This window comes from Streptomyces sp. NPDC040545, assembly GCF_055595065.1.
The window spans coordinates 35,952-55,703 of the sequence record NZ_JBVIWA010000032.1 but is presented as its reverse complement, the minus strand read 5'-3'; the positions used below and the strand labels follow the sequence as shown (position 1 = coordinate 55,703).

At 68.4% G+C, this 19,752-nt stretch carries 8 protein-coding genes; 3 read left to right on the top strand and 5 right to left on the bottom strand.

Annotated features, from left to right (window positions below; translation table 11 throughout):
• Positions 1 to 646 precede the first annotated feature (646 nt).
• The 3 genes from ACZ573_RS36335 (at position 647) to ACZ573_RS36325 (ending at position 11,473) form a co-directional block, all read left to right on the top strand.
• Positions 647 to 7,918, top strand: a complete 7,272-nt coding sequence (locus tag ACZ573_RS36335) for a ricin-type beta-trefoil lectin domain protein (RefSeq protein WP_471312809.1) — start codon at positions 647 to 649, stop codon at positions 7,916 to 7,918.
• 32 nt (positions 7,919 to 7,950) lie between these two features.
• Positions 7,951 to 8,718, top strand: a complete 768-nt coding sequence (locus ACZ573_RS36330) for a barstar family protein (RefSeq protein ID WP_471312807.1) — start codon at positions 7,951 to 7,953, stop codon at positions 8,716 to 8,718.
• Positions 8,719 to 9,256: 538 nt separating this feature from the next.
• Entirely contained in the window at positions 9,257 to 11,473 is a 2,217-nt protein-coding gene (locus ACZ573_RS36325) for a terpene synthase family protein (RefSeq protein WP_471312805.1), read from the top strand.
• Between the two features lie 55 nt (positions 11,474 to 11,528).
• Here the strand turns inward: ACZ573_RS36325 and ACZ573_RS36320 are convergent, their stop codons facing one another.
• The 5 genes from ACZ573_RS36320 to pucD all read right to left on the bottom strand — a co-directional run bounded on the left by ACZ573_RS36320 (position 11,529) and on the right by pucD (position 19,752).
• Positions 11,529 to 12,761 carry a GNAT family N-acetyltransferase gene (locus ACZ573_RS36320; protein WP_471312802.1) on the bottom strand — a complete coding sequence of 411 codons (1,233 nt, stop codon included), beginning with the start codon at positions 12,759 to 12,761 and terminating at the stop codon, positions 11,529 to 11,531.
• Positions 12,762 to 12,913: 152 nt separating this feature from the next.
• The gene (locus tag ACZ573_RS36315; protein WP_471312800.1) at positions 12,914 to 14,179 is read right to left on the bottom strand and encodes a YncE family protein; all 1,266 of its coding nucleotides are present in this window, start codon (positions 14,177 to 14,179) and stop codon (positions 12,914 to 12,916) included.
• A 130-nt stretch (positions 14,180 to 14,309) separates the two neighbouring features.
• On the bottom strand, positions 14,310 to 15,461 hold the full coding sequence (locus ACZ573_RS36310; protein ID WP_471312798.1) for an XdhC family protein: 1,152 nt from the start codon (positions 15,459 to 15,461) through the stop codon (positions 14,310 to 14,312).
• Positions 15,462 to 15,565: 104 nt separating this feature from the next.
• A complete protein-coding gene (locus tag ACZ573_RS36305; protein ID WP_030010047.1) occupies positions 15,566 to 17,029 on the bottom strand; it encodes an NCS2 family permease in 1,464 nt (487 codons plus the stop codon).
• 320 nt (positions 17,030 to 17,349) lie between these two features.
• The gene (gene pucD, locus ACZ573_RS36300) at positions 17,350 to 19,752 is read right to left on the bottom strand and encodes a xanthine dehydrogenase subunit D (protein ID WP_471312794.1); all 2,403 of its coding nucleotides are present in this window, start codon (positions 19,750 to 19,752) and stop codon (positions 17,350 to 17,352) included.

The following is a 19,752-nucleotide window of genomic DNA, read 5'->3' as shown; positions in this document are numbered from 1 at the left end:
CCTCCGGCTTCTCGCCCCCACCCAGCTGCACACCGACCGGAACCGCAACAGCCACCGCGAGCAGAGCGGCCAAGCCACCCACAGCCCTGCGGCGCTGATACCAGCGACGCTCCGAAGCAGCAGGTGGTGTTTCTGTCACGTCTGTTGGCGGACTGGAGTCCACGGATTCGCTGACAGCCATCTCTTCTGTTCTCTCCCCCCGCGGGCGCACGCTTCCGCAACCCTCGGTACTTGCTCGTATTTCGGCCATCGGCCAAGAGGCTCGGCGTCCGCTCCCCCGCTCGGCCGTCACGCGATGAACGCGCGAGCTGAGCATGAGCCATACGACGCGGATCGTCACACCACATCGCACCGCAACTGACCATCGCTTACTACTAGTTCGGGCGAATTGCCCCAAGGTATACGGACCGTCAGGTGATTAACGCCACACGGGCAGGTCCGAGGTGGCTTTTAAGTCACGCCGGACCACAGAATCACGTGGCTACTTGTCAGTTTCCTGTCACGCGCGCGCCTTTGCCGCGGTGGCAGATCGTGGGGGGTTCACATGTCGCCGTTGTCGGCCGACAGTCTTCGCCTGCCCGGAATCAGGAAGGCCCGCGCGAGACGCATGGGCCTTGCCGGGCGCACCAGCATCACGGTCTCCGTGATGCTGGTTGCATCTCTTCTGCCCACTCAGGCCTGGGCCGCACCACCGGGTGACCGCGCCGGAGTGCAGCTACCGGGCCTCCAGGAGGACCTCAAGGCCAAGCTCGACAAGGTCGAAGCCGCAAAGCTGGAGGGCTGGTCCGGAGCACCGGTCCAGCCTCCGGCCGAGTACGAACCGTCGAAGGTCACTCCGCCCACCGCCGGTACGGCGAACGTCGCTCTGGCCGGCGACCAGCTGGTCCAGGCGGGATCTCTGCCGATCAGCATCGGCAAGGCCTCACCGACGGAGACCAACCCGACCCCTCCGGCCCCGTCGGGCACGTGGTCGGTGGCGGTCGAGGCCCGGGCGGTGACCGAAGCCGCGAACATCGACGGCGCTCTCATCAAGGTCACGCCTCCGGCCGAAGGCTCGACCCCGGTCGACGTGCAGCTCGACTACAAGCAGTTCAAGGACCTGTACGGCACCGAATGGTCGTCGCGCCTGGAGCTGAGGATGCTCCCGCAGTGCTTCCTGACCACCCCGTTGGTGCCCGAATGCAACACGGCGAAGGCCGTCCCGAGCACGAACGACCCGGCGACGGGAACGGTCCGTGCGACCGTCGACCCGGCGACCGCGCCGGGCCAGGGCATGCGCACCATGGCCGTCGGTGGAGGCGGCCCCATGGTCCTGGCCGCCTCCGACTCCGGGTCGGGCCCCGGCGGAACCTACAGCGCCACCCCCCTCACTCCCTCCGGCAGCTGGTCGGCCGGCGGCAACAGCGGTGACTTCTCGTGGACCTATCCGCTGGGCACACCCGCCCCGGCGGCCGGGCCCGTGCCGAAGCTCGCGTTCACGTACTCCTCGCAGTCCGTGGACGGGAAAACGTCCGTCGCGAACAGCCAGGCCTCCTGGCTCGGCGACGGCTGGGACTACCACCCCGGCTTCATCGAGCGCCGGTACCGCACCTGTTCGGATGACCTCAAGGCCACGCCCAGCAAGCCGAACAACGACAACTCCACGGACAAGAAGAAGAACGACCTGTGCTGGGCCGGCGACAACATGGTGATGTCGCTCGGCGGTAGCAGCACCGAGCTCGTCCGTGACGCCGCCTCGGGCCAGTGGGTCCCCGCCGGGGACGACGGCTCCAAGGTCGAGCGCATGACCGACGCGAACGTCGCCAACGGCGCGAAGGACGGCGAGTACTGGGTCGTCACCACCCGTGACGGTGTCCGCTACCACTTCGGTCGCCACGACGTCGACGGCGCCGGTACCCGAGCCGTGACCGACTCGGTATTCACCGTCCCGGTGTTCGGCAATCACCCCGGCGAGCCGTGCTACCAAGCTGCCTTCGCCGACTCCTCCTGCAACCAGGGCTGGCGCTGGAACCTCGACTACGTCGAGGACCTCCACGGCAACGCGATGGTCATCGACTGGAAGAAGGAGACCAACCACTACGCCAAGAACGAGAAGTTCCAGGCGAAGGTCCCTTACACCCGCGGCGGCTACCCCAGCCAGATCACCTACGGCCTGCGCTCCACCAACCTCTCCGGCGCTCCGGCCGGCAAGGTGGAGTTCACCGTCAACGAGCGGTGCATCAAGGAGGGTTCGGCCAAGTGCACGGACACCGAGTTCGAGTCGAAGAACTACGGTGACAAGCAGGCCTGGTGGGACACCCCGTCGTCCCTGCACTGCAAGGCCGACGCGAAGGACTGCTTCAGTACCTCGCCGAGTTTCTGGACGCGCAAGCGCCTGGCCTCCGTCACCACGTACGGCCAGCGCACCGACGGCTCCACCGACCTCTCGCTCGTCGACCGCTGGAACCTGACCCAGTCCTTCCCCAAGCAGCGCACCGACACCCACCCGCCGCTGTGGCTCGAGTCGATCACCCGCACCGGCTACGGCACCACCAAGGACACCAACGGCAACCAGGAGAGCACGTCGCTCCCGCCGGTCTCCTTCCTCGCGAACGTCCAGGACATGCCCAACCGCGTCGCCACGGGTCCCAACGACGCCACCCCGGACTTCGACCGCCTCCGCGTGGAGACCATCCGCACGGAGACCGGCAACGAGATCTACGTCGACTACTCCGACCCCTGCGCGGTCGGCACCACGCACCCCAAGCCGGAGGAGAACACCACCCGCTGCTTCCCGGTCCACTGGTCACCCGACAGTGATCTCGAGAAGCCCCCGCTGGCCTGGTTCAACAAGTACGTCGTCGAGCGCGTGGTCGAGAAGGACCGCGTCGCCCGCCAGCCCGACGTCACCACCAGCTACACCTACGAGGGCGGCGCGGCCTGGGCCAAGGACATCGACGAATTCACCAAGCCCGAACTGCGCACGTACGGACAGTGGCGCGGCTACTCGTCCGTCGTCACCAAGGGCGGCGTGACGGCGAACGCCGGCAAGAGCGATGCGACGGCCGAATCCCAGACCCGCACCCACTTCTTCCGCGGCATGTCCGGTGACGCGGGACGGCCGAAGGTCACGATCAAGGACTCCACGGGCAAGGAGACCCTGGGTGAGGACCTGACCCAATACCAGGGCCGAACCGCCGAGGTGATCACCTACACCCAGGCCGGCGGCAGCGTCGACAAGCGCGTCCTCACCTGGCCCTCGAGCCAGAAGACCGCGACACGGCCCCGGGACGGAACCACCCCTCTCGAGGCCTACCGGGTCAACGACTCGCGCACGGACACGATCCAGTCGATCAGCGGCGGCCGCTTCCGCGTGGGGCGCTCCCAGAACACGTTCGAGTCCACCTACGGTCTCCTGGAGTCGGCCCAGACCGAATCGCGCGCCGAGGACGGCAGCGGCAGCTCGGTCATCGCCGACCAGATCTGCACGGTGACGACCTACGTCCACAACCCGGCGAAGCACCTGATCGGCCTGCCCCAGCGGGTACGGGCCACCACGGGCGCCTGCGCCCAGGCCGGCACCGCCGCGATGCTCTCCGACCTGCGCACGTCGTACGACGCGCTCAACGCTTTCGGAACCGCTCCGGTCAAGGGGCTGCCCTTCCAGGTGGACAGCAACGACGCGGCGGGCACCGGCTGGGTCACCACCGCGAAGACCGAGTACGACGCACTGGGCCGGACCGTCAAGGTCTACGACCCGGCCGGCAACCCCACCTCCACCGTGTTCACCCCCGCCACCGGCGTGCCCTTCAGCACGAAGACGACGAACCCTCTCGGGCACACGCGCGTCGTCAAGACCGACCCGGGCCGTGGCACCGTCCTTGAGGACATCGACACCAACAACCGCAAGTTCAGCCAGGCTTACGACAACCTGGGCCGCTCCAAGGCCGTCTGGACGCCGTCGCAGAAGACCACCGACCCGGCGTCCCAGACCTTCGCGTACCAGATCTCGGAGCACGAGCCCCCGGTCGTCACCACCAAGACCCTCCGGGACAACGGCAGCTACGCCACGTCCATCGCGATCTACGACGGCCAGCTGAGGCCGCGCCAGACCCAGGCGGACGCCCTGGGCGGCGGCCGTCTGATCACGGACACCCTCTACAACGCGAACGGCACCGTCCGGCAGACCAACAACGGCTACTACGCCGAGGGCCGCCCCGACGGAAAGATCTTCGTCCCGGAGAGCGTCTTCCACGTTCCGAACTCGACGAAGACGGCATACGACGGCCTCGGCCGCCCCGTGCGCGCCACCACGCTGTACGCGGATGTGGCACAGCACTCCAGCACCAGCAGGTACGAGGGCGACTGGACGCTGACCCGTACCGGCATGTCGGCCGATGGTCAGGCGCCGCTCTCGGGCAGCCGCGCGGTCAAGACCTGGACCGACACGTCCGGCCGTACGTCCCTGATCCAGCACTACACGGCGACCGACCTCACGACGTGGAAGGACACGACCTACGCGTACGACGTACGCGGCAAGCTGGCCAAGGTGACCGACCCGGTCGGCAACGAGTGGACGTACACCTACGACGCCCGCGGCCGTATGACCTCGTCGGGCGACCCTGACGTGGGCGCCATGACGTACACGTATGACAACCTCGACCGAAAGGTGTCCGTCACAAATTCCTCCGGGCAGGCGCAGTACACGACGTACGATGCGCTCGGCCGTACGACCCACGTACGCGACGATGCCCCGGACGGCCCCCTCGTCGCTTCCTGGACGTTCGACACGTTGATCGGCGCCAAGGGACTGCCCGTGGCGTCCACGCGCTACGAGGGCCTGGTGGCTTACACCAGCGAGGTCACCGCCTACGACAGTGAGTACCGGCCGACCGGAACCAAGATCACGATCCCGGACGTGCCTGCCGCCAAGGGTCTCGCCGGGACGTACGCGTACAGCACCGCCTACACACCGCGCGGCCAGGTCCAGTCGACGACGCTGCCGGCCACTCCGGGTGGCCTGGCAGCCGAGAAGCTGATCACGCGGTACGACGCCGACGGAATGGCCAAGACCGTCTCGGGCTTGTCCTGGTACACCGCAGACGTCGTGTACAGCCCGTACGGCGAAGTCCTGCGCACGGCGTCCGGCAATGCGCCGAACCGCGTGTGGACCACCAACCTCCACAACCGCAACACCGGCCGTGTCGAGCAGTCGATCAGTGACCGCGAGACCGCCAGCCCGAACCGCGTTTCCGCGCTCTCCTACACCTACGACACGGTCGGCAACCCGACCTCCATCACGGACACCCAGGCCGGTGGCCGCGTCGACCGCCAGTGCTTCGCGTACGACGCGGTGGGCCAGCTCACCAAGGCGTGGACGGGCAAGACCGCCGCATGCGCCGGGCCTTCGCTGAACGACGTCACCGCCGGTCCGGACGGCGACGGCTACTGGCAGGAGTACCAGTTCGACAAGATCGGCAACCGCACCAAGCTGATCGACCACGACCTCACCAACCCGGCGCTGGACGACGAGACGAAGTACACCTACGGCGTCCAGGTCGGCGGGAACGCTTCCCTGCCTCCCGTCACCGTCCAGCCCCACGCCCTGTCCAAGGCCGAGAAGACCACCAAGACGGCAGCGTCCACGGTCAACTCGCTCTCGACCTACGCATATGACGCCTCCGGCAACACCAAGTCCCGGCGCATCGACGGTGACACCCAGGCCCTGAACTGGGACCGCCGCAACAAGCTCACTTCGGCGAGCAGCCCCGGCATCGGTGCGGTGGCCGTCACCGGCATGGCGGGCAAGTGCATCGACGTCGCCGAGGGCTCCAGCGCGGACGGCACGGCCGTCCAGCTGTACCCGTGCAACACGACCAAGGCCCAGCAGTGGAAGCTGACTGGTGACACCGTCCGCGCCCTCGGCAAGTGCCTGACGGCGCAGGGCGCAGATGCGGTCCTGGCGACCTGCGACGGCAGCGCCAAGCAGAAGTTCACCTACCGTCCCGCAGACAAGACGCTTTACAACCCTGCGGCCAACGCCTGCGTCACCGTCCCCAACGACAACCCCGTCGACGGCAACGACCTCGACATCTACACCTGTGTCGCGGGCGCCGTCGCCCAGCAGTGGAGCTTCGAGAACACCACCACCTACATCTACGACGCCTCGGGCAACCGCCTGATCGAGGAGACCGGCGGCTCCCGCACCCTCTACCTCGCCGACGCCGAGGTCACCGTCAACAAGGCCGGTCAGGCCATCGACGCCGTCCGCTACTACGGCGGCCCCGGTGGTGTCACCACCACCCGCCGCACGGGGAGCAAGGCAACCGGGCACAAGCTCAACGTTCTGCTGTCCGACCACCACAACACCGCGACCACCTCCGTCGAGCAGGCCGCGGGCCAGAAGGTCTACCGTCGCAAGTCCGACCCGTACGGCAACGTCCGGGGGACGGTGCCTGCCGACTGGCCCGGCGACCGCAGCTTCCTCGGCACGGGCGTCGACGACTCCACCACGGGCCTGACGCACATCGGGGCGCGCGAGTACGACCAGAGCACCGGCCGCTTCATGTCGGTCGACCCGGTACTCGACATCACCGACCCGCTCCAGATGAACGGGTACACGTACTCCAACGGCAACCCCGTCAGCAACTGGGACCCGTCGGGTGAGCAGCTCGAAGAGTGCATGAGCGGCATGTACGTGTGCACCAACCGTGGTACTCAGCCCATCAGCAAGGGCAAGAACTACGACAGGATCGTCTCCGAGAACATCGCCGCCATGGAGCAGGCGAGGATCAGGCGGCTGTACGCCGAGCACTACGGCTCAGCGAAGGCCGGCCAGGCACAGCAGTCGTACGACCGCGCCGTGAAGCTCTACACCTCGGGTCAGAAGTACATCCGCAACACGAGCAATACCTCGAAGGAGGAGCTGCACAAGATCCAGGTCAAGTACGACCCGTCGAGCGGCAGCGTCACCAAGCAGGTCGCGTACAAGATGTACATGTACGGGGCGTCGATCGAGGACATCGAGTACTTCAGCGGCCACTACTGCGACTTCCTGACGTGCAACGGGCCGGTCGAGGCGGCGCTGACCGGAAACAACGTCGACACTCCCCTCTACGAACCGAACGAGTCCGAACGCGTAGGACGGGAAATCGCCGCAGGTCTTGCCTATCGGGCTGCCGGTGGCGGGAAACCCAAAAGGTTCTGCCCGAACAGCTTCGCTGCCGGGACCGAGGTCCTCATGGCTGACGGGTCGACGAAGCCCATCGAAGAACTCGCACCCACCGATTTCGTGCTCGCCACCGACCCCGAATCCGACGAGAGTGCGGGCAAGCCCGTCACGGCGACGATTCGCACGGAGGACGACAAGACCTATGTGAACATCGGTGTCCTGACGGTCGACGGCATAAGCACCGTCACTGCCACGGGCCACCACCCGTTCTGGGTGGAATCCGAGCAGCTTTGGCTCAATGCCGACAAGCTCAAGCCAGGCATGACCCTGCGCACGGACCAGGGCGCCGCCGCCATGGTGGCCAGTACGCGCACCTACCAGGCCGTCCAGCCTACGTACAACCTGACCGTTTCCGGCCTGCACACGTACTATGTGCTCGCCGGCACAACGCCGGTGCTGGTGCACAACGACAACAGTGTTCCTGGGTGGGCCGCAGACGAGCTTGCCAGGATCAAGGCCGGGCAGGGGACCCCACGCACGGAAAGCCTCACGGATCCCACTCAAAAGCTTTATCAAGGGCGCGAATCGGCGAAGCACCTGGCCAAGTGGGGTCCTCACGCGCAGTCGGGTTTCCAGGGTTCGCCCGAATGGGAAGTTGCCGGGAAGGGCGATACGTACAGGATTGTCGGTCCGAACCGCTTTGGGGAGTATGGCTACACGGACCCGAAAGTCAAGTACCAGAAGATCACCGTTCTTCCTACCTGTTGATTCGACGTGTTCCCAGTGGAAGGTGGGCGACCTTGTCGGTTAAATATTCTGTCCGGTTCGAGGAAAGCGACGCATTCGCATTCGCCTGCGATCTGGAAGGGTTTTTTGTCGGGCGCTTCAGCTACGACGACTTCGGCGCGTTCCTCGAAGCCGAGAACGCCCGAGTCACCTTCAGGCTTGTGCGGCCGACCCTCGACGCGCCGATCGAGACGCTTAGGGGTGACATCGAGGTCCTTGTCCTCGACGCCGAAGGTCGGCCCATGGGGCGCTACGCGCTGTGGGGCGCCAAGCTAGCAGTCGGAGATGCGCCGGAATATCTAGTCGTCACGGCACAAACGGGGTTGCCTCCGCATGCCGAGGCCCGCAGGTTGTGGGACAGGTTCCGCGTTTCCGAACCGCGGCGTGGTGAATGGCGCACGCTTCAGGTCGGATCCCGGGAAGCGTGGCTAGAAGTAGCCGGGCTCAGGTACGCCGAATCTGCTTCTGAAGGGGAATATTCAGCTCCCCCTCGAGAGATCGTTATGGGAGGTGATGAAATCAAGGATGTCGCGAGTTTCTTTTGCGCGATTGGCGAGGCTTTCCGCGGCCCAGGAGGGTATATCGGGCAGAGTTTCACCGAATTGGAAGAGTCCCTTCAGGATCACCTCCAAGGCGCCCCGGTTCGGCTGATTTGGCGGAACATGTCCGTCGCGCGTTCTTCCTTGTCTGCAGTAATGGATATCCCTGGTGGGTCGATTTCCAAATTCGATTTGCTTCTCGATATTCTGTCGCAGAATAATGTTGACGTCATTCCTGGATAGCGCACATGCCTCCTGGGAGAATCCACCGGACTCGGTCCGGCACGTCGCCGTAGAAACTCACGTCTCCTCGGCCACCATCCCTGGGAGTTGCAGGACGGAAACTCGCTGAATGACGTCTCCATTGATGACCTGAATCTGGTCTGATGGGCAGGCCACAATCCGTCACTTGGGTGGCCTGTCGCGGCTTGAGAGATACCAAGGAGCTCCACCGAATTTCTTCTCGGTGGGGCTCCTTGCGTGCCTTGACGGCAGTAGTTGACGGCAGCGCCGGCGGACGGGTGCTGCGCTCGGCGGAGGAGCGCGTTGAAGTGGCGGGTGAGGGTGGCGGGTTCAATGGGGTGGCCGTACACCCGGCCGGGCCGCGGAGCAGGCCCTTATCCCCTGCGGGGTCCCCCACGCCGGGTGACGCGGACCCCGTCACCTGAAGCAGTGAAATCACCCTTGTCCCACGGGCACCAGGGGTAGGGCAGTGCTGATCTCGTGTGCGGGAGACCGGGCCGCCGGGCCCCGTACCCATGGACGAAAGGCCGACCCCGCCGTGACGCAGCCGTTCCAACTGCCGGATTTCTACGTGCCCTATCCGGCGCGACTGAACCCCCACCTGGAGGACGCGCGGACCCACACCAAGAAGTGGGCGCGCGCCTTCGGGATGCTGGAGGGTTCCGGGGTCTGGGAGGAGAGCGACCTCGACTCGCACGACTACGCGCTGCTCTGCTCGTACACCCACCCCGACTGTGACCGCGACGCACTGGCCCTGGTCACCGACTGGTACGTGTGGGTGTTCTTCTTCGACGACCACTTCCTGGAGATGTTCAAGCGCTCCCAGGACCGTGCCGGTGCCAAGGCGTATCTCGACCGGCTCGCCGCCTTCATGCCCATGGACCTGTCCGTCGGTTTCCCCGAGCCCACCAACCCGGTGGAGGCGGGCCTCGCGGACCTCTGGGCGCGGACGGTCCCCGCGATGTCCGCCGACTGGCGGGAACGGTTCTCCTTGTCCACGAAGAACCTCCTCGACGAGTCGATGTGGGAGCTCGCCAACATCGACATCGGGCGCGTGGCGAACCCGCTCGAATACATCGAGATGCGCCGCAAGGTGGGCGGCGCCCCCTGGTCGGCCGGCCTGATCGAGTACGTCTGCGCCGAGGTCCCCGCGCGCGTCGCGCACGCGCGCCCGCTCGCCGTGCTGCGCGACGCCTTCGCCGACGCCGTGCACATCCGGAACGACATCTTCTCCTACCAGCGCGAGGTCGCCGACGAGGGCGAACTCTCCAACGCCGTGCTGGTGTTGGAGACCTTCCTGGACTGCACCACCCAGGAGGCCGCCGAGGCCTCCAACGACCTGCTCACCTCCCGCCTCCAGCAGTTCGAGCAGACCGCGCTCGTCGAGCTCCCGCAGCTCTTCGCCGACCACGCGCTGGACCCGGCGGAGATCGCGGCCGTCCTCGCCTACGCCAAGGGCCTGCAGGACTGGCAGTCCGGCGGCCACGAGTGGCACATGGTCTCCAGCCGCTACATGAACAAGGAGGCCCGGCCCACCGCCCCGGCCACCCTGCCCTTCCTGCCGTCCGGGCTCGGCACCGCCTCGCTCGACCTGCGGTCCGTGTTCACGCGGCGCTCCATGGAGCTGCGCCACCGCTCCTTCACCCACGTCCCGTTCGAGCCCACCGGCCCCTCCGTCATCCCCGACATCTACATGCCGCACCGGCTCGCCCTCAGCCCGCACCTGGCACACGCGCGCGAGGAGTCCGTGGCCTGGTCCCGCCGGATGGGCCTGCTGGACCCGCAGCCCGGCGACCCCGGCTCGGCGATCTGGACCGAGGAGCGGCTGCGGGGCTTCGACTTCGCGCTCTGCTCCGCCGGGATCGACCCCGACGCGACGCCGGAGCAGCTGGTCCTCAATGCCTGCTGGCTGACCTGGGGCACGTACGGGGACGACTACTACCCGGTGGTCTTCGCCCAGGGCAAGAACCTTCCGGCCGCCAAGGCGACCACCGCCCGCCTGATCGCCATGGTCCCGGTCGACCACGCCGAACAGCCGGAGCCGGTGACCGCGATGGAGCGCGCGCTCGCCGACCTGTGGGTACGCACCAGCGTGGCCATGTCCGCCGGGCAGCGCACCGAGTTCCGGGCCACCCTGGTGAGCATGCTGGAGAGCTGGCTGTGGGAGGTGGACAACCAGATCCAGAACCGCATCCCGGACCCGGTGGACTACGCGGAGATGCGCCGCCACACCTTCGGCAGCCACCTCACGATGTACCTGTGCCGCCTCGGGCACCGGGGCCGGGGCATCCCCGAGGAGATCTACGCCTCCGGGACCATCCGTTCCCTGGAGAACGCGGTCGCGGACGCCGCCTGCCTGATCAACGACATCTACTCCTACCAGAAGGAGGTGGAGGTCGAGGGCGAGGTCCACAACTACATCCTGGTCACCCGGAACTTCTTCGACGTCGGCTACCCGCAGGCCCTGCACATCTGCCATGAGCTGATGACCCGGCGGACCGAGGAGTTCGAGCACATCGTGGCGAACCAGCTGCCGCTGCTCTACGACGACTGGAAGCTCGGCCGGCAGGCCCGGCAGGCCCTGGACGCGTACGTGGGCGAGCTGAAGGACTGGCACGCCGGGATCCTCAACTGGCACCAGCAGATCCGCCGTTATCGTCCGGAGGACCTGCACGCGCGGCCCGATCTGCTGTCCACCGCCGTCCTGGGCGCCGGCTTCGGCATGTCGGCCGCCCGGATCACACGGCCCGCCTGATCCCGTCGGCCGTGCCGGCGGGGCGGGACACACCCCGCCGGGACACGGCCGTACGTCAGAACTCGTCGCTCGTGTGCGGGAGTACGGCCGTGCGCAGGGCCGCGTCCAGCGCCGCCGCCGCGCCGGGCGTGTGCTCCCGTACCAGCCCGGCGGCGACGAGTTCCCCGACCCGGGTCCCGCCGAGGTAGCAGGCGGCCAGTTCGCGTACGTCCAGGGTCAGGTCGGGGGCGGAGTCCTCGTGCTCGTACGTGGCCCCGTCCGGCCCGGCCGCCAGCCGGAACCGCCCGGCGTTGGCGGGCATCAGCCCGTCGTGCACCTCCAGCACCACCTCCACCGGCGCGGCCCAGGACCGCGCCGTCAGGGCCGCGCGTACGTCGACCAGGCGCAGCCAGAGCGCCGGGAACTGTGCGGTGACCCGCACCTGGTCCCGGTCCGCGGCGAAGTGCAGCAGCGGGTCGTCGGCCGGACGGCCCCACGCGGAGACCTTGCCGGTGAGGTCGAGGGAGGCCACGCACTCCCACAGCGCGGCGGCCACCGCCGGGGTGTCGGCCTCCAGTTCGTCGACCCGGACCAGGCCGGGCACCCGGGCGGGCCCGGCGCCGTCCTCCGGCTTCGTGCGGTAGAGCACGTACCCGGCGATCGGCTGGTCCGGGTCGCCCAGGACGATGATCCGCGGCGGGCTCAGCTCCTCGTCCTCCTCGTCCTGTTCGGCCAGCCACTCCTCGGTCCAGCGCTCCGCGCTGCGGGTGGGGCGGCCGGCCCGCCCGGCGCGGGCCGCCTCGTGGAAGGGACCGATGAGGGCGACGGCCTCCTCCGGGTCGACGAGCCGCAGCGGGCGCCGGTCCGGGTCGATGCGCAGGGCCAGCGGGCGGGCGGAGTCGATCTCGATGGTGGCGCCGGTGGTGGCGCTGCCGTAGCCGAAGCGGCCGTAGATCGCGGCCTCGGAGGCCCACAGGGCGGCGAGCGGGCTGCCCGCGCCGGCGGTCCGCCGCAGCATCTCGCCCATCAGCCCGGTGAGCACGCCGCGCCGGCGGTGGGTGGGGGCGACGCCGACGAAGGTGAGCCCGGGGCAGGGCAGGTCCGCCCCGGGCACCGAGAGCCGGAAGCCGTGCGCGGCCATGAAGCCGGCCAGGACCGTGCCGTCGTAGGCGCCGAGCCGGTCGCAACTCACGAGCAGCGCGTGGTGTTTCTCCCGGACCTCCTTCTCGGGCCGGTCGTGGAAGACCAGGTACGCGAGCTCCAGAGCACGGTCGATGTCGGACTCGGGTACCTCGCGGATGTCCACCATGATCGCGAGACTAATCGGTCATCGATGGACCGGTCACCTCATAGCGGCCCGGTCCGCACGTCCGGCCGGTGTGCGGACCCGGCGGACCGGCTGCGGGCCCGCTGCCGACCTGCCGCCGACCCGCCGCGGGCCTGCCACGCGCCTGCCACGGACTACCGTGCGGCGGGACCGGTCCAGCCGGCCGGGACGCGGCCGAGCCGGACGCGCTGCGGATGGTCCCCGACGGGGACGGAGACCCGCTTGGTGCCGGTGGCGAAGTCGATGGCCGTGACCCGGTCGGCGCCGCTCTCGGAGATCACGCAGGCGCTGCCGTCGCCGGAGACCGTGGCCCAGTACGGCTTGGCGGCGGGCACGAGCGGGCCTTCGGCGAGGGTGGCGCGGTCCACGACGGTCGCGTAGTCGTCCATGGTGCCCGCGATGCAGAGCTTCGCCCCGTCGGGGCTCATCGACATGCCGTGGTGGCGGGAGTCGTTGACCCAGGTGGTGCGGTCGGTGCTGGTGGCGGGGTTCATCGGGAGGGTCTTGAGGCGGGTGATCCGGTCGGAGGGGACGTCGTACTCCAGGAAGCCGTTGAAGAAGGACACCTGGAAGTAGAGCTTCGACTCGTCGGGGCTGAAGGACACCGGGCGGACGGCGTCGGACAGGTCGCGACGACCAAAGGCGTCCAGCCGCTCCCGCATGTCGATCACCCGGACCGTGCGGAAGGTCTGCGCGTCGACCACGGTGATCTTGCGGTCGCCCTTCGTCCAGTCCAGCCAGGGCGCGTCCAGGGCGGTGTTCACCTCGCCGATGGAGCTGTTCCACAGGAAGCGGCCGTCGCGGGTGAAGGTGTTCTCGTGCGGCTTGTCCCCGGTGCCGAAGGAGGCGACCTGCCGCCCGGTGGTGATGTCCAGGACGTGCACGGTGTTGGAGGTGGATGCCGAGACGGCGACGCGGGTCCCGTCGGGCGAGACCGCCATGTGGTCGGAGCGGTACCCGGACACCGGGAAGCGCCAGTTGACGCGCCCGGAGGCCACGTCGATGGACACGACGTCGGCGAAGCTGGGGCGGGAGGCGACGACCGCGGAGCCGTCCGGGGTGGTGAACATGTCGTCGACGAACTGGTCGTGCCCCTCGCCCGCGCTCTCCCGGATGCCGAGGAAGAAGGCGAGCTTGACGGGGTTGAGGTAGATCTCCCGCAGCCGCTCCGCCTTGTCGGGGACCATGTCGATCCGGCCGACCCTGGCGAGATCGCCGGTGGAGGCGAGGACGTCGGCGGTCCCCTCCCAGTTGTTCCCGACGAAGAGCACCTCGCGCAGACCGCCACCCGGGCCGGAGCCCGGCCCGGAACCGGGAACGGAGCCGGCGGGGGCCGGGGTGAAGGCGGTGAGCAGGGTGGCCGCGGCCAGCAGGCCCAGGGTTCGCACGGTACGCAACATCCGCTCAACTCCGCTACGGGGAAGGGATGGAGAGGGTGCCTCCTATTACCGGCGGGTAAAATAGGGGGAACGGCACAAGGGCGCAACCCTCACGGGGTGCGCCCTTTTCTCACGTTCGGCCGTCACGCCTTCAGGCGACGGAACCGATCCGGTCGAGCATCGTGTGCGAGATGTCCGGGTGGATCGGGATGTGCGCGCCGGTCAGGGCCGCGCCGGTGCCGCCGCGGCGGTTCGCGACGATCTCGGCGGCGATGGACAGCGCGGTCTCCTCCGGGGAGCGGGCGCCGAGGTCCAGGCCGATCGGGGAACGCAGCCGGGCCAGTTCGAGCTCGGTCACCCCGACCGCGCGCAGTCGCTCGTTGCGGTCCTCGTGCGTGCGGCGGGAGCCCATGGCGCCGACGTAGGCGACGGGCAGCCTGAGCGCCAGTTCGAGGAGCGGGACGTCGAACTTGGCGTCGTGGGTGAGCACGCACAGGACGGTCCGGCCGTCCACGACCGTGGTCTCCAGGTAGCGGTGGGGCCAGTCGACGACGATCTCGTCCGCCTCGGGGAAACGGGTCTTCGTCGCGAAGACGGGCCGCGCGTCGCACACGGTCACCCGGTAGCCGAGGAACTTGCCGATCCGCACGAGGGCGGAGGCGAAGTCGATGGCGCCGAAGACGATCATCCGCGGGGGCGGGACGCTGGATTCGACCAGCACCTTCAGCGGCTCTCCACAGAGCCTGCCGTCGGCGCCGATCTCCAGCACGCCGGTCCGGCCGGCGTCGAGCATGGCGCGGGCCTCCTCGGCGATGGTGCGGTCCAGCTCGGGGTGTCCGCCGAAGCCGCCCTGGTGGGCGCCTTCGGTACGGACGAACACGGCGCGGCCCATGAGCTCCGCCGGGCCCTGCGCGATCCGGGCCACGGCCGCGGCCTCGCCGCGGGCCGCGGCGGCCAGCCCGGCCGCGAACACCTCCCGTGCGGGAGAGCCCACACGGACCGGGGTGACCAGGATGTCGATGATTCCGCCGCAGGTCAGGCCCACGGCGAAGGCATCGTCGTCGCTGTACCCGAAGCGCTCGTGGACGGTCTCGCCGTCCTCCAGCGCCTGCCGGCACAGCTCGTACACCGCACCTTCCACGCATCCGCCGGAGACCGAGCCGATGGCCGTGCCCTCGCCGTCGACGGCGAGTGCGGCCCCGGGCTGCCGGGGGGCGCTCCCGCCGACCGCCACGACGGTGGCGACGGCGAAGTCACGCCCCTGCTCGACCCACCGGTTCAGCTCTACGGCGATGTCCAGCATGGGGGCCTCCTCGGAGAGGTTCGGTTCCAGTATCTGACACGTACATCGGGTACGTGCACCGGATACGTGGAGGTGCGGGTACGTAGTGATCAGGCCGTTCGGGGTCAGCCGACCCCGAGCCAGTGCTCGATCGGGTTCAGGGCGAAGAACACCACGAAGATCGCGGTGAGCGCCCACATGAAGCCGCCGATCTCCCGGGCCTTGCCCTGAGCGATCTTGATGGCGACGTAGGAGATCACACCGGCGGCGACGCCGGCCGTGATCGAGTACGTGAACGGCATGATCACGACGGTCAGGAAGACCGGGATCGCGGTCGCGCTGTCGGCCCAGTCCACGTGGCGGGCGTTCTGCATCATCATCGCGCCGATGACGACCAGGGCCGCGGAGGCGACCTCACCCGGGACGATCTGCGTGATCGGGGTGAAGAAGAGGCAGGCGGCGAAGAACAGGCCGGTGACCACGGAGGCGAGACCCGTGCGGGCGCCCTCGCCGACGCCGGTCGCGGACTCGACGAAGACGGTCTGGCCGGAGCCGCCCGCGATGCCACCGATGGCGCCACCGGCGCCGTCGATGAAGAGCGCCTTGGACAGGCCCGGCATGCGGCCCTTGTCGTCGGCCAGCTTGGCCTCGGTGCCGACACCGATGATGGTGGCCATGGCGTCGAAGAAGCCGGCGAGCACCAGCGTGAAGACGATCATGCCGATCGTCATGTAGCCGACATCTCCCCAGCCGCCGAAGGAGACGTCGCCGAAGAGCGAGAAGTTCGGCATCGAGACCGCGGAGCCGTCGAGCTCCGGCGGGCCGTTCTTCCAGGCCTTCGGGTCGATGTCCACGACGGCGTTGAGGATCGCGGCCAGAACGGTGCCGCCGACGATGCCGATCAGGATGGCGCCGGGCACCTTGCGGGCCTGGAGCATGAAGATGGCGACCAGGGTGATGCAGAAGAGCAGCACGGGCCAGCCGGACAGCTCACCGACCGCACCGAGCTGGACGGGGGGACCGAACTCCGGGCCCTTGCCGACGAAACCGGCCTTGAAGAAGCCGATCAGGGCGACGAAGAGGCCGATGCCCATGGTGATCGCGTGCTTGAGCGCGAGGGGGATCGCATTCATGATCATCTCGCGGAGGCCGGTGACGACCAGGAGACAGATCACGACACCGTAGACCACACACATGCCCATGGCCTGCGGCCAGGTCATCTGGGGGGCGACCTGCGAGGCCAGCACGCCGGACACGGAGAGACCGGCGGCGAGGGCGAGGGGCACCTTGCCGACGAAGCCCATGAGGAGCGTCGTGACGGCCGCGGCGAACGCGGTGGCGGTGATGATCGCCGACCCGTCCATCACCGTGCCGGCGACGTCCTTGCCCGACAGGAGCAGGGGGTTGAGCAGGAGGATGTACGCCATCGCCATGAAGGTCGTGATACCGCCACGAACCTCGTTGCCGACGTTTGAGCCTCTGTGCGTTATATGGAAATAGCGGTCGAGCCAGGACCGTCCGGCGGGCGGCTGGGAGCCGTCGCCGGCCTCCTCCGCGGTGGTCTTGGGCTCTACTGACGATTGGGTCATGGTGCCTAACTCCCAAGGTTCAAAGGGGCACCCGCTTGGAGATTGGAGATGCGGGATTTGGGATGCTGCGTTTGGCTGCACGACCCGGGGTGACGGCCCGAGGCGACGCGAATGTTCACTGCGTGTACTGCGGGTAGTGCGGGGGTGACCGCTGGTACTACGGAGGTTCTTGCAGGGGTACTGCCAGGTGAAGGGACCGCGAGCGGTGCGGTGCTTCGTATGTCCTCCGGGCGGTGTGGCGTGAAGTGTGACGTTCCCATGCACACCGCCCGGAGAGTCTGAGGGGTCCGGGGGGCTCGCGGCCCCCGGACCACGCCGTCCTAGAGGGTCCCGGTAAGGGCTTCCGGACGGATCGGCGTCTTGTTGATCTCAAGACCCGTCGCCTGCCGGATCGCCGCGATGACGGCCGGGGTGGACGAGAGGGTCGGGGCCTCGCCCATACCGCGCAGGCCGTAGGGGGCCTTCGGGTCGGCGAGCTCCAGGACGTCCACCGGGATGGTCGGGGTGTCGAGGATGGTCGGGATCAGGTAGTCCGTGAAGGAGGGGTTGCGCACCTTCGCGGTCTTCGGGTCCACGATGATCTCTTCCATGATCGCGACGCCGAGGCCCTGAGTGGTACCACCCTGGATCTGGCCGACCACGGAAAGCATGTTGAGCGCCTTGCCGACGTCCTGCGCGGTCGCCAGCTCGACGACCTTGACGAGGCCGAGCTCGGTGTCCACCTCGACGACCGCGCGGTGCGCGGCGAAGGTGTACTGGACGTGGCCGTTGCCCTGGCCGGTGACCAGGTCGAAGGGCTCGGTCGGCGCGTGACGGAACTCGAGCTCCAGGTCGATGGCCTCGTCGCCCAGGATGTCGGCGATGTCCGCGAGGACCTCACCGCCGTCGGTGACGACCTTGCCGCCTTCGAGGAGCAGTTCGGCCGTGGCCCACGCCGGGTGGTACGAGCCGTTCTTGCGGCGGCCGATCTCCAGCAGGGCCTCGCGGACCGCCTCACAGGTGTTCTTCACGGCACCACCGGTCATGTACGTCTGCCGGGAGGCGGACGTGGAACCGGCGGAGCCGACCTGCGTGTCGGCCGGGTGGATGGTCACCTGGGTGACACCCAGCTCCGTACGGGCGATCTGCGTGTGGACGGTGATACCGCCCTGGCCGACCTCCGCCATGGCCGTGTGGACCATCGCGACGGGCTCGCCGTTGATGACCTCCAGGCGCACGCGGGCGGTGGAGTAGTCGTCGAAGCCCTCGGAGAAGCCGACGTTCTTGATGCCGACCGCGTAGCCGACGCCGCGGACGACGCCCTCGCCGTGGGTGGTGTTCGACAGACCGCCGGGCAGCGCGCGGACGTCCGCGCTCTCGCCGGCGCTCTCCCACTGGCGCTCCGGCGGCAGCGGGCGGGCCTTGACCCGGCGCAGCAGCTCGGCGACCGGCGCCGGGGCGTCCACGACCTGGCCGGTGGGCATGATCGTGCCCTGCTCCATGGCGTTCAGCTGGCGGAACTCGACCGGGTCCATGCCCAGCTTCGCCGCGAGCTTGTCCATCTGGGCCTCGTAGGCGAAGCAGGCCTGGACGGCGCCGAAGCCGCGCATCGCGCCACAGGGCGGGTTGTTCGTGTAGAGCGCGATCGCCTCGATGTCCACGTCCTCCAGGACGTAGGGACCCACCGACAGGGAGGAGGCGTTGCCCACGACCGCCGGGGAGGCCGACGCGTACGCGCCCCCGTCCAGGACGATCTTGCACTTCATGTGCGTGAGCTTGCCGTCCTTGGTGGCGCCGTGCTCGTAGTACAGCTTCGCCGGGTGGCGGTGCACGTGGCCGAAGAAGGACTCGAACCGGTTGTAGACGATCTTGACCGGCTTGTTCGTGGCCAGGGCCAGGAGGCAGGCGTGGATCTGCATCGAGATGTCCTCGCGGCCGCCGAAGGCACCGCCGACGCCCGAGAGCGTCATGCGGACCTTCTCCGGCGGCAGGCCCAGGACCGGGGCGATCTGCTGGAGGTCCGAGTGCAGCCACTGGGTGGCGACGTACAGCTCGACGCCGCCGTCCTCGGACGGCACGGCCAGGCCGGACTCCGGGCCGAGGAAGGCCTGGTCCTGCATGCCGAAGGTGTACTCGCCCTCGACGATGACGTCGGCGCGCTTGCGGGCCTCTTCCACGTTGCCGCGGATGATCGGCTGGCGGTGCACGATGTTCGGGTGCGGGACGTGACCGATGTGGTGGTCGTCGCGGTTCTCGTGGATCAGGGGCGCGCCGGGGGCGAGGGCGGAGGCCTCGTCCGTGACGAGCGGCAGCTCGCGGTAGTCGATCTTGATCTTGGCGGCCGCGCGGCGGGCGGTCTCCGGGTGGTCGGCGGCCACAAGGGCGACCGGCTCACCGTGGTGACGTACCCGGCCGTTGGCGAGCACCGGGGTGTCCTGGATCTCCAGGCCGTAGTTCTTCATCTCGGCCGGCAGGTCGTCGTACGTCAGCACCGAGTACACGCCGGGCATGGCGAGCGCCTCGGAGATGTCGATGGAGACGATCTCGGCGTGGGCGACGGTGCTGCGCAGCGTCTGGCCCCAGAGCATGTCCTCGTGCCACATGTCCGAGGAGTACGCGAACTCGCCGGTGACCTTGAGGGTGCCGTCCGGACGGAGAATCGATTCGCCGATGCCGCCCTTGTTGTGCTTCTGGGTGACGTTCGTCGGCGTACCGGCGGGCACGGTGCGGGTGTTCTGCGCCAT

Excerpts from the sequence above, each read along its gene's own strand:
- ACZ573_RS36335 (WP_471312809.1), top strand. The coding sequence starts at position 647 with ATGCTGGTTGCATCTCTTCTGCCCACTCAGGCCTGGGCCGCACCACCG.
- ACZ573_RS36320 (WP_471312802.1), bottom strand. The coding sequence starts at position 12,761 with ATGGTGGACATCCGCGAGGTACCCGAGTCCGACATCGACCGTGCTCTG.
- ACZ573_RS36315 (WP_471312800.1), bottom strand. The coding sequence starts at position 14,179 with ATGTTGCGTACCGTGCGAACCCTGGGCCTGCTGGCCGCGGCCACCCTG.
- ACZ573_RS36310 (WP_471312798.1), bottom strand. The coding sequence starts at position 15,461 with ATGCTGGACATCGCCGTAGAGCTGAACCGGTGGGTCGAGCAGGGGCGT.
- ACZ573_RS36305 (WP_030010047.1), bottom strand. The coding sequence starts at position 17,029 with ATGACCCAATCGTCAGTAGAGCCCAAGACCACCGCGGAGGAGGCCGGC.
- pucD (WP_471312794.1), bottom strand. The coding sequence starts at position 19,752 with ATGGCGCAGAACACCCGCACCGTGCCCGCCGGTACGCCGACGAACGTC.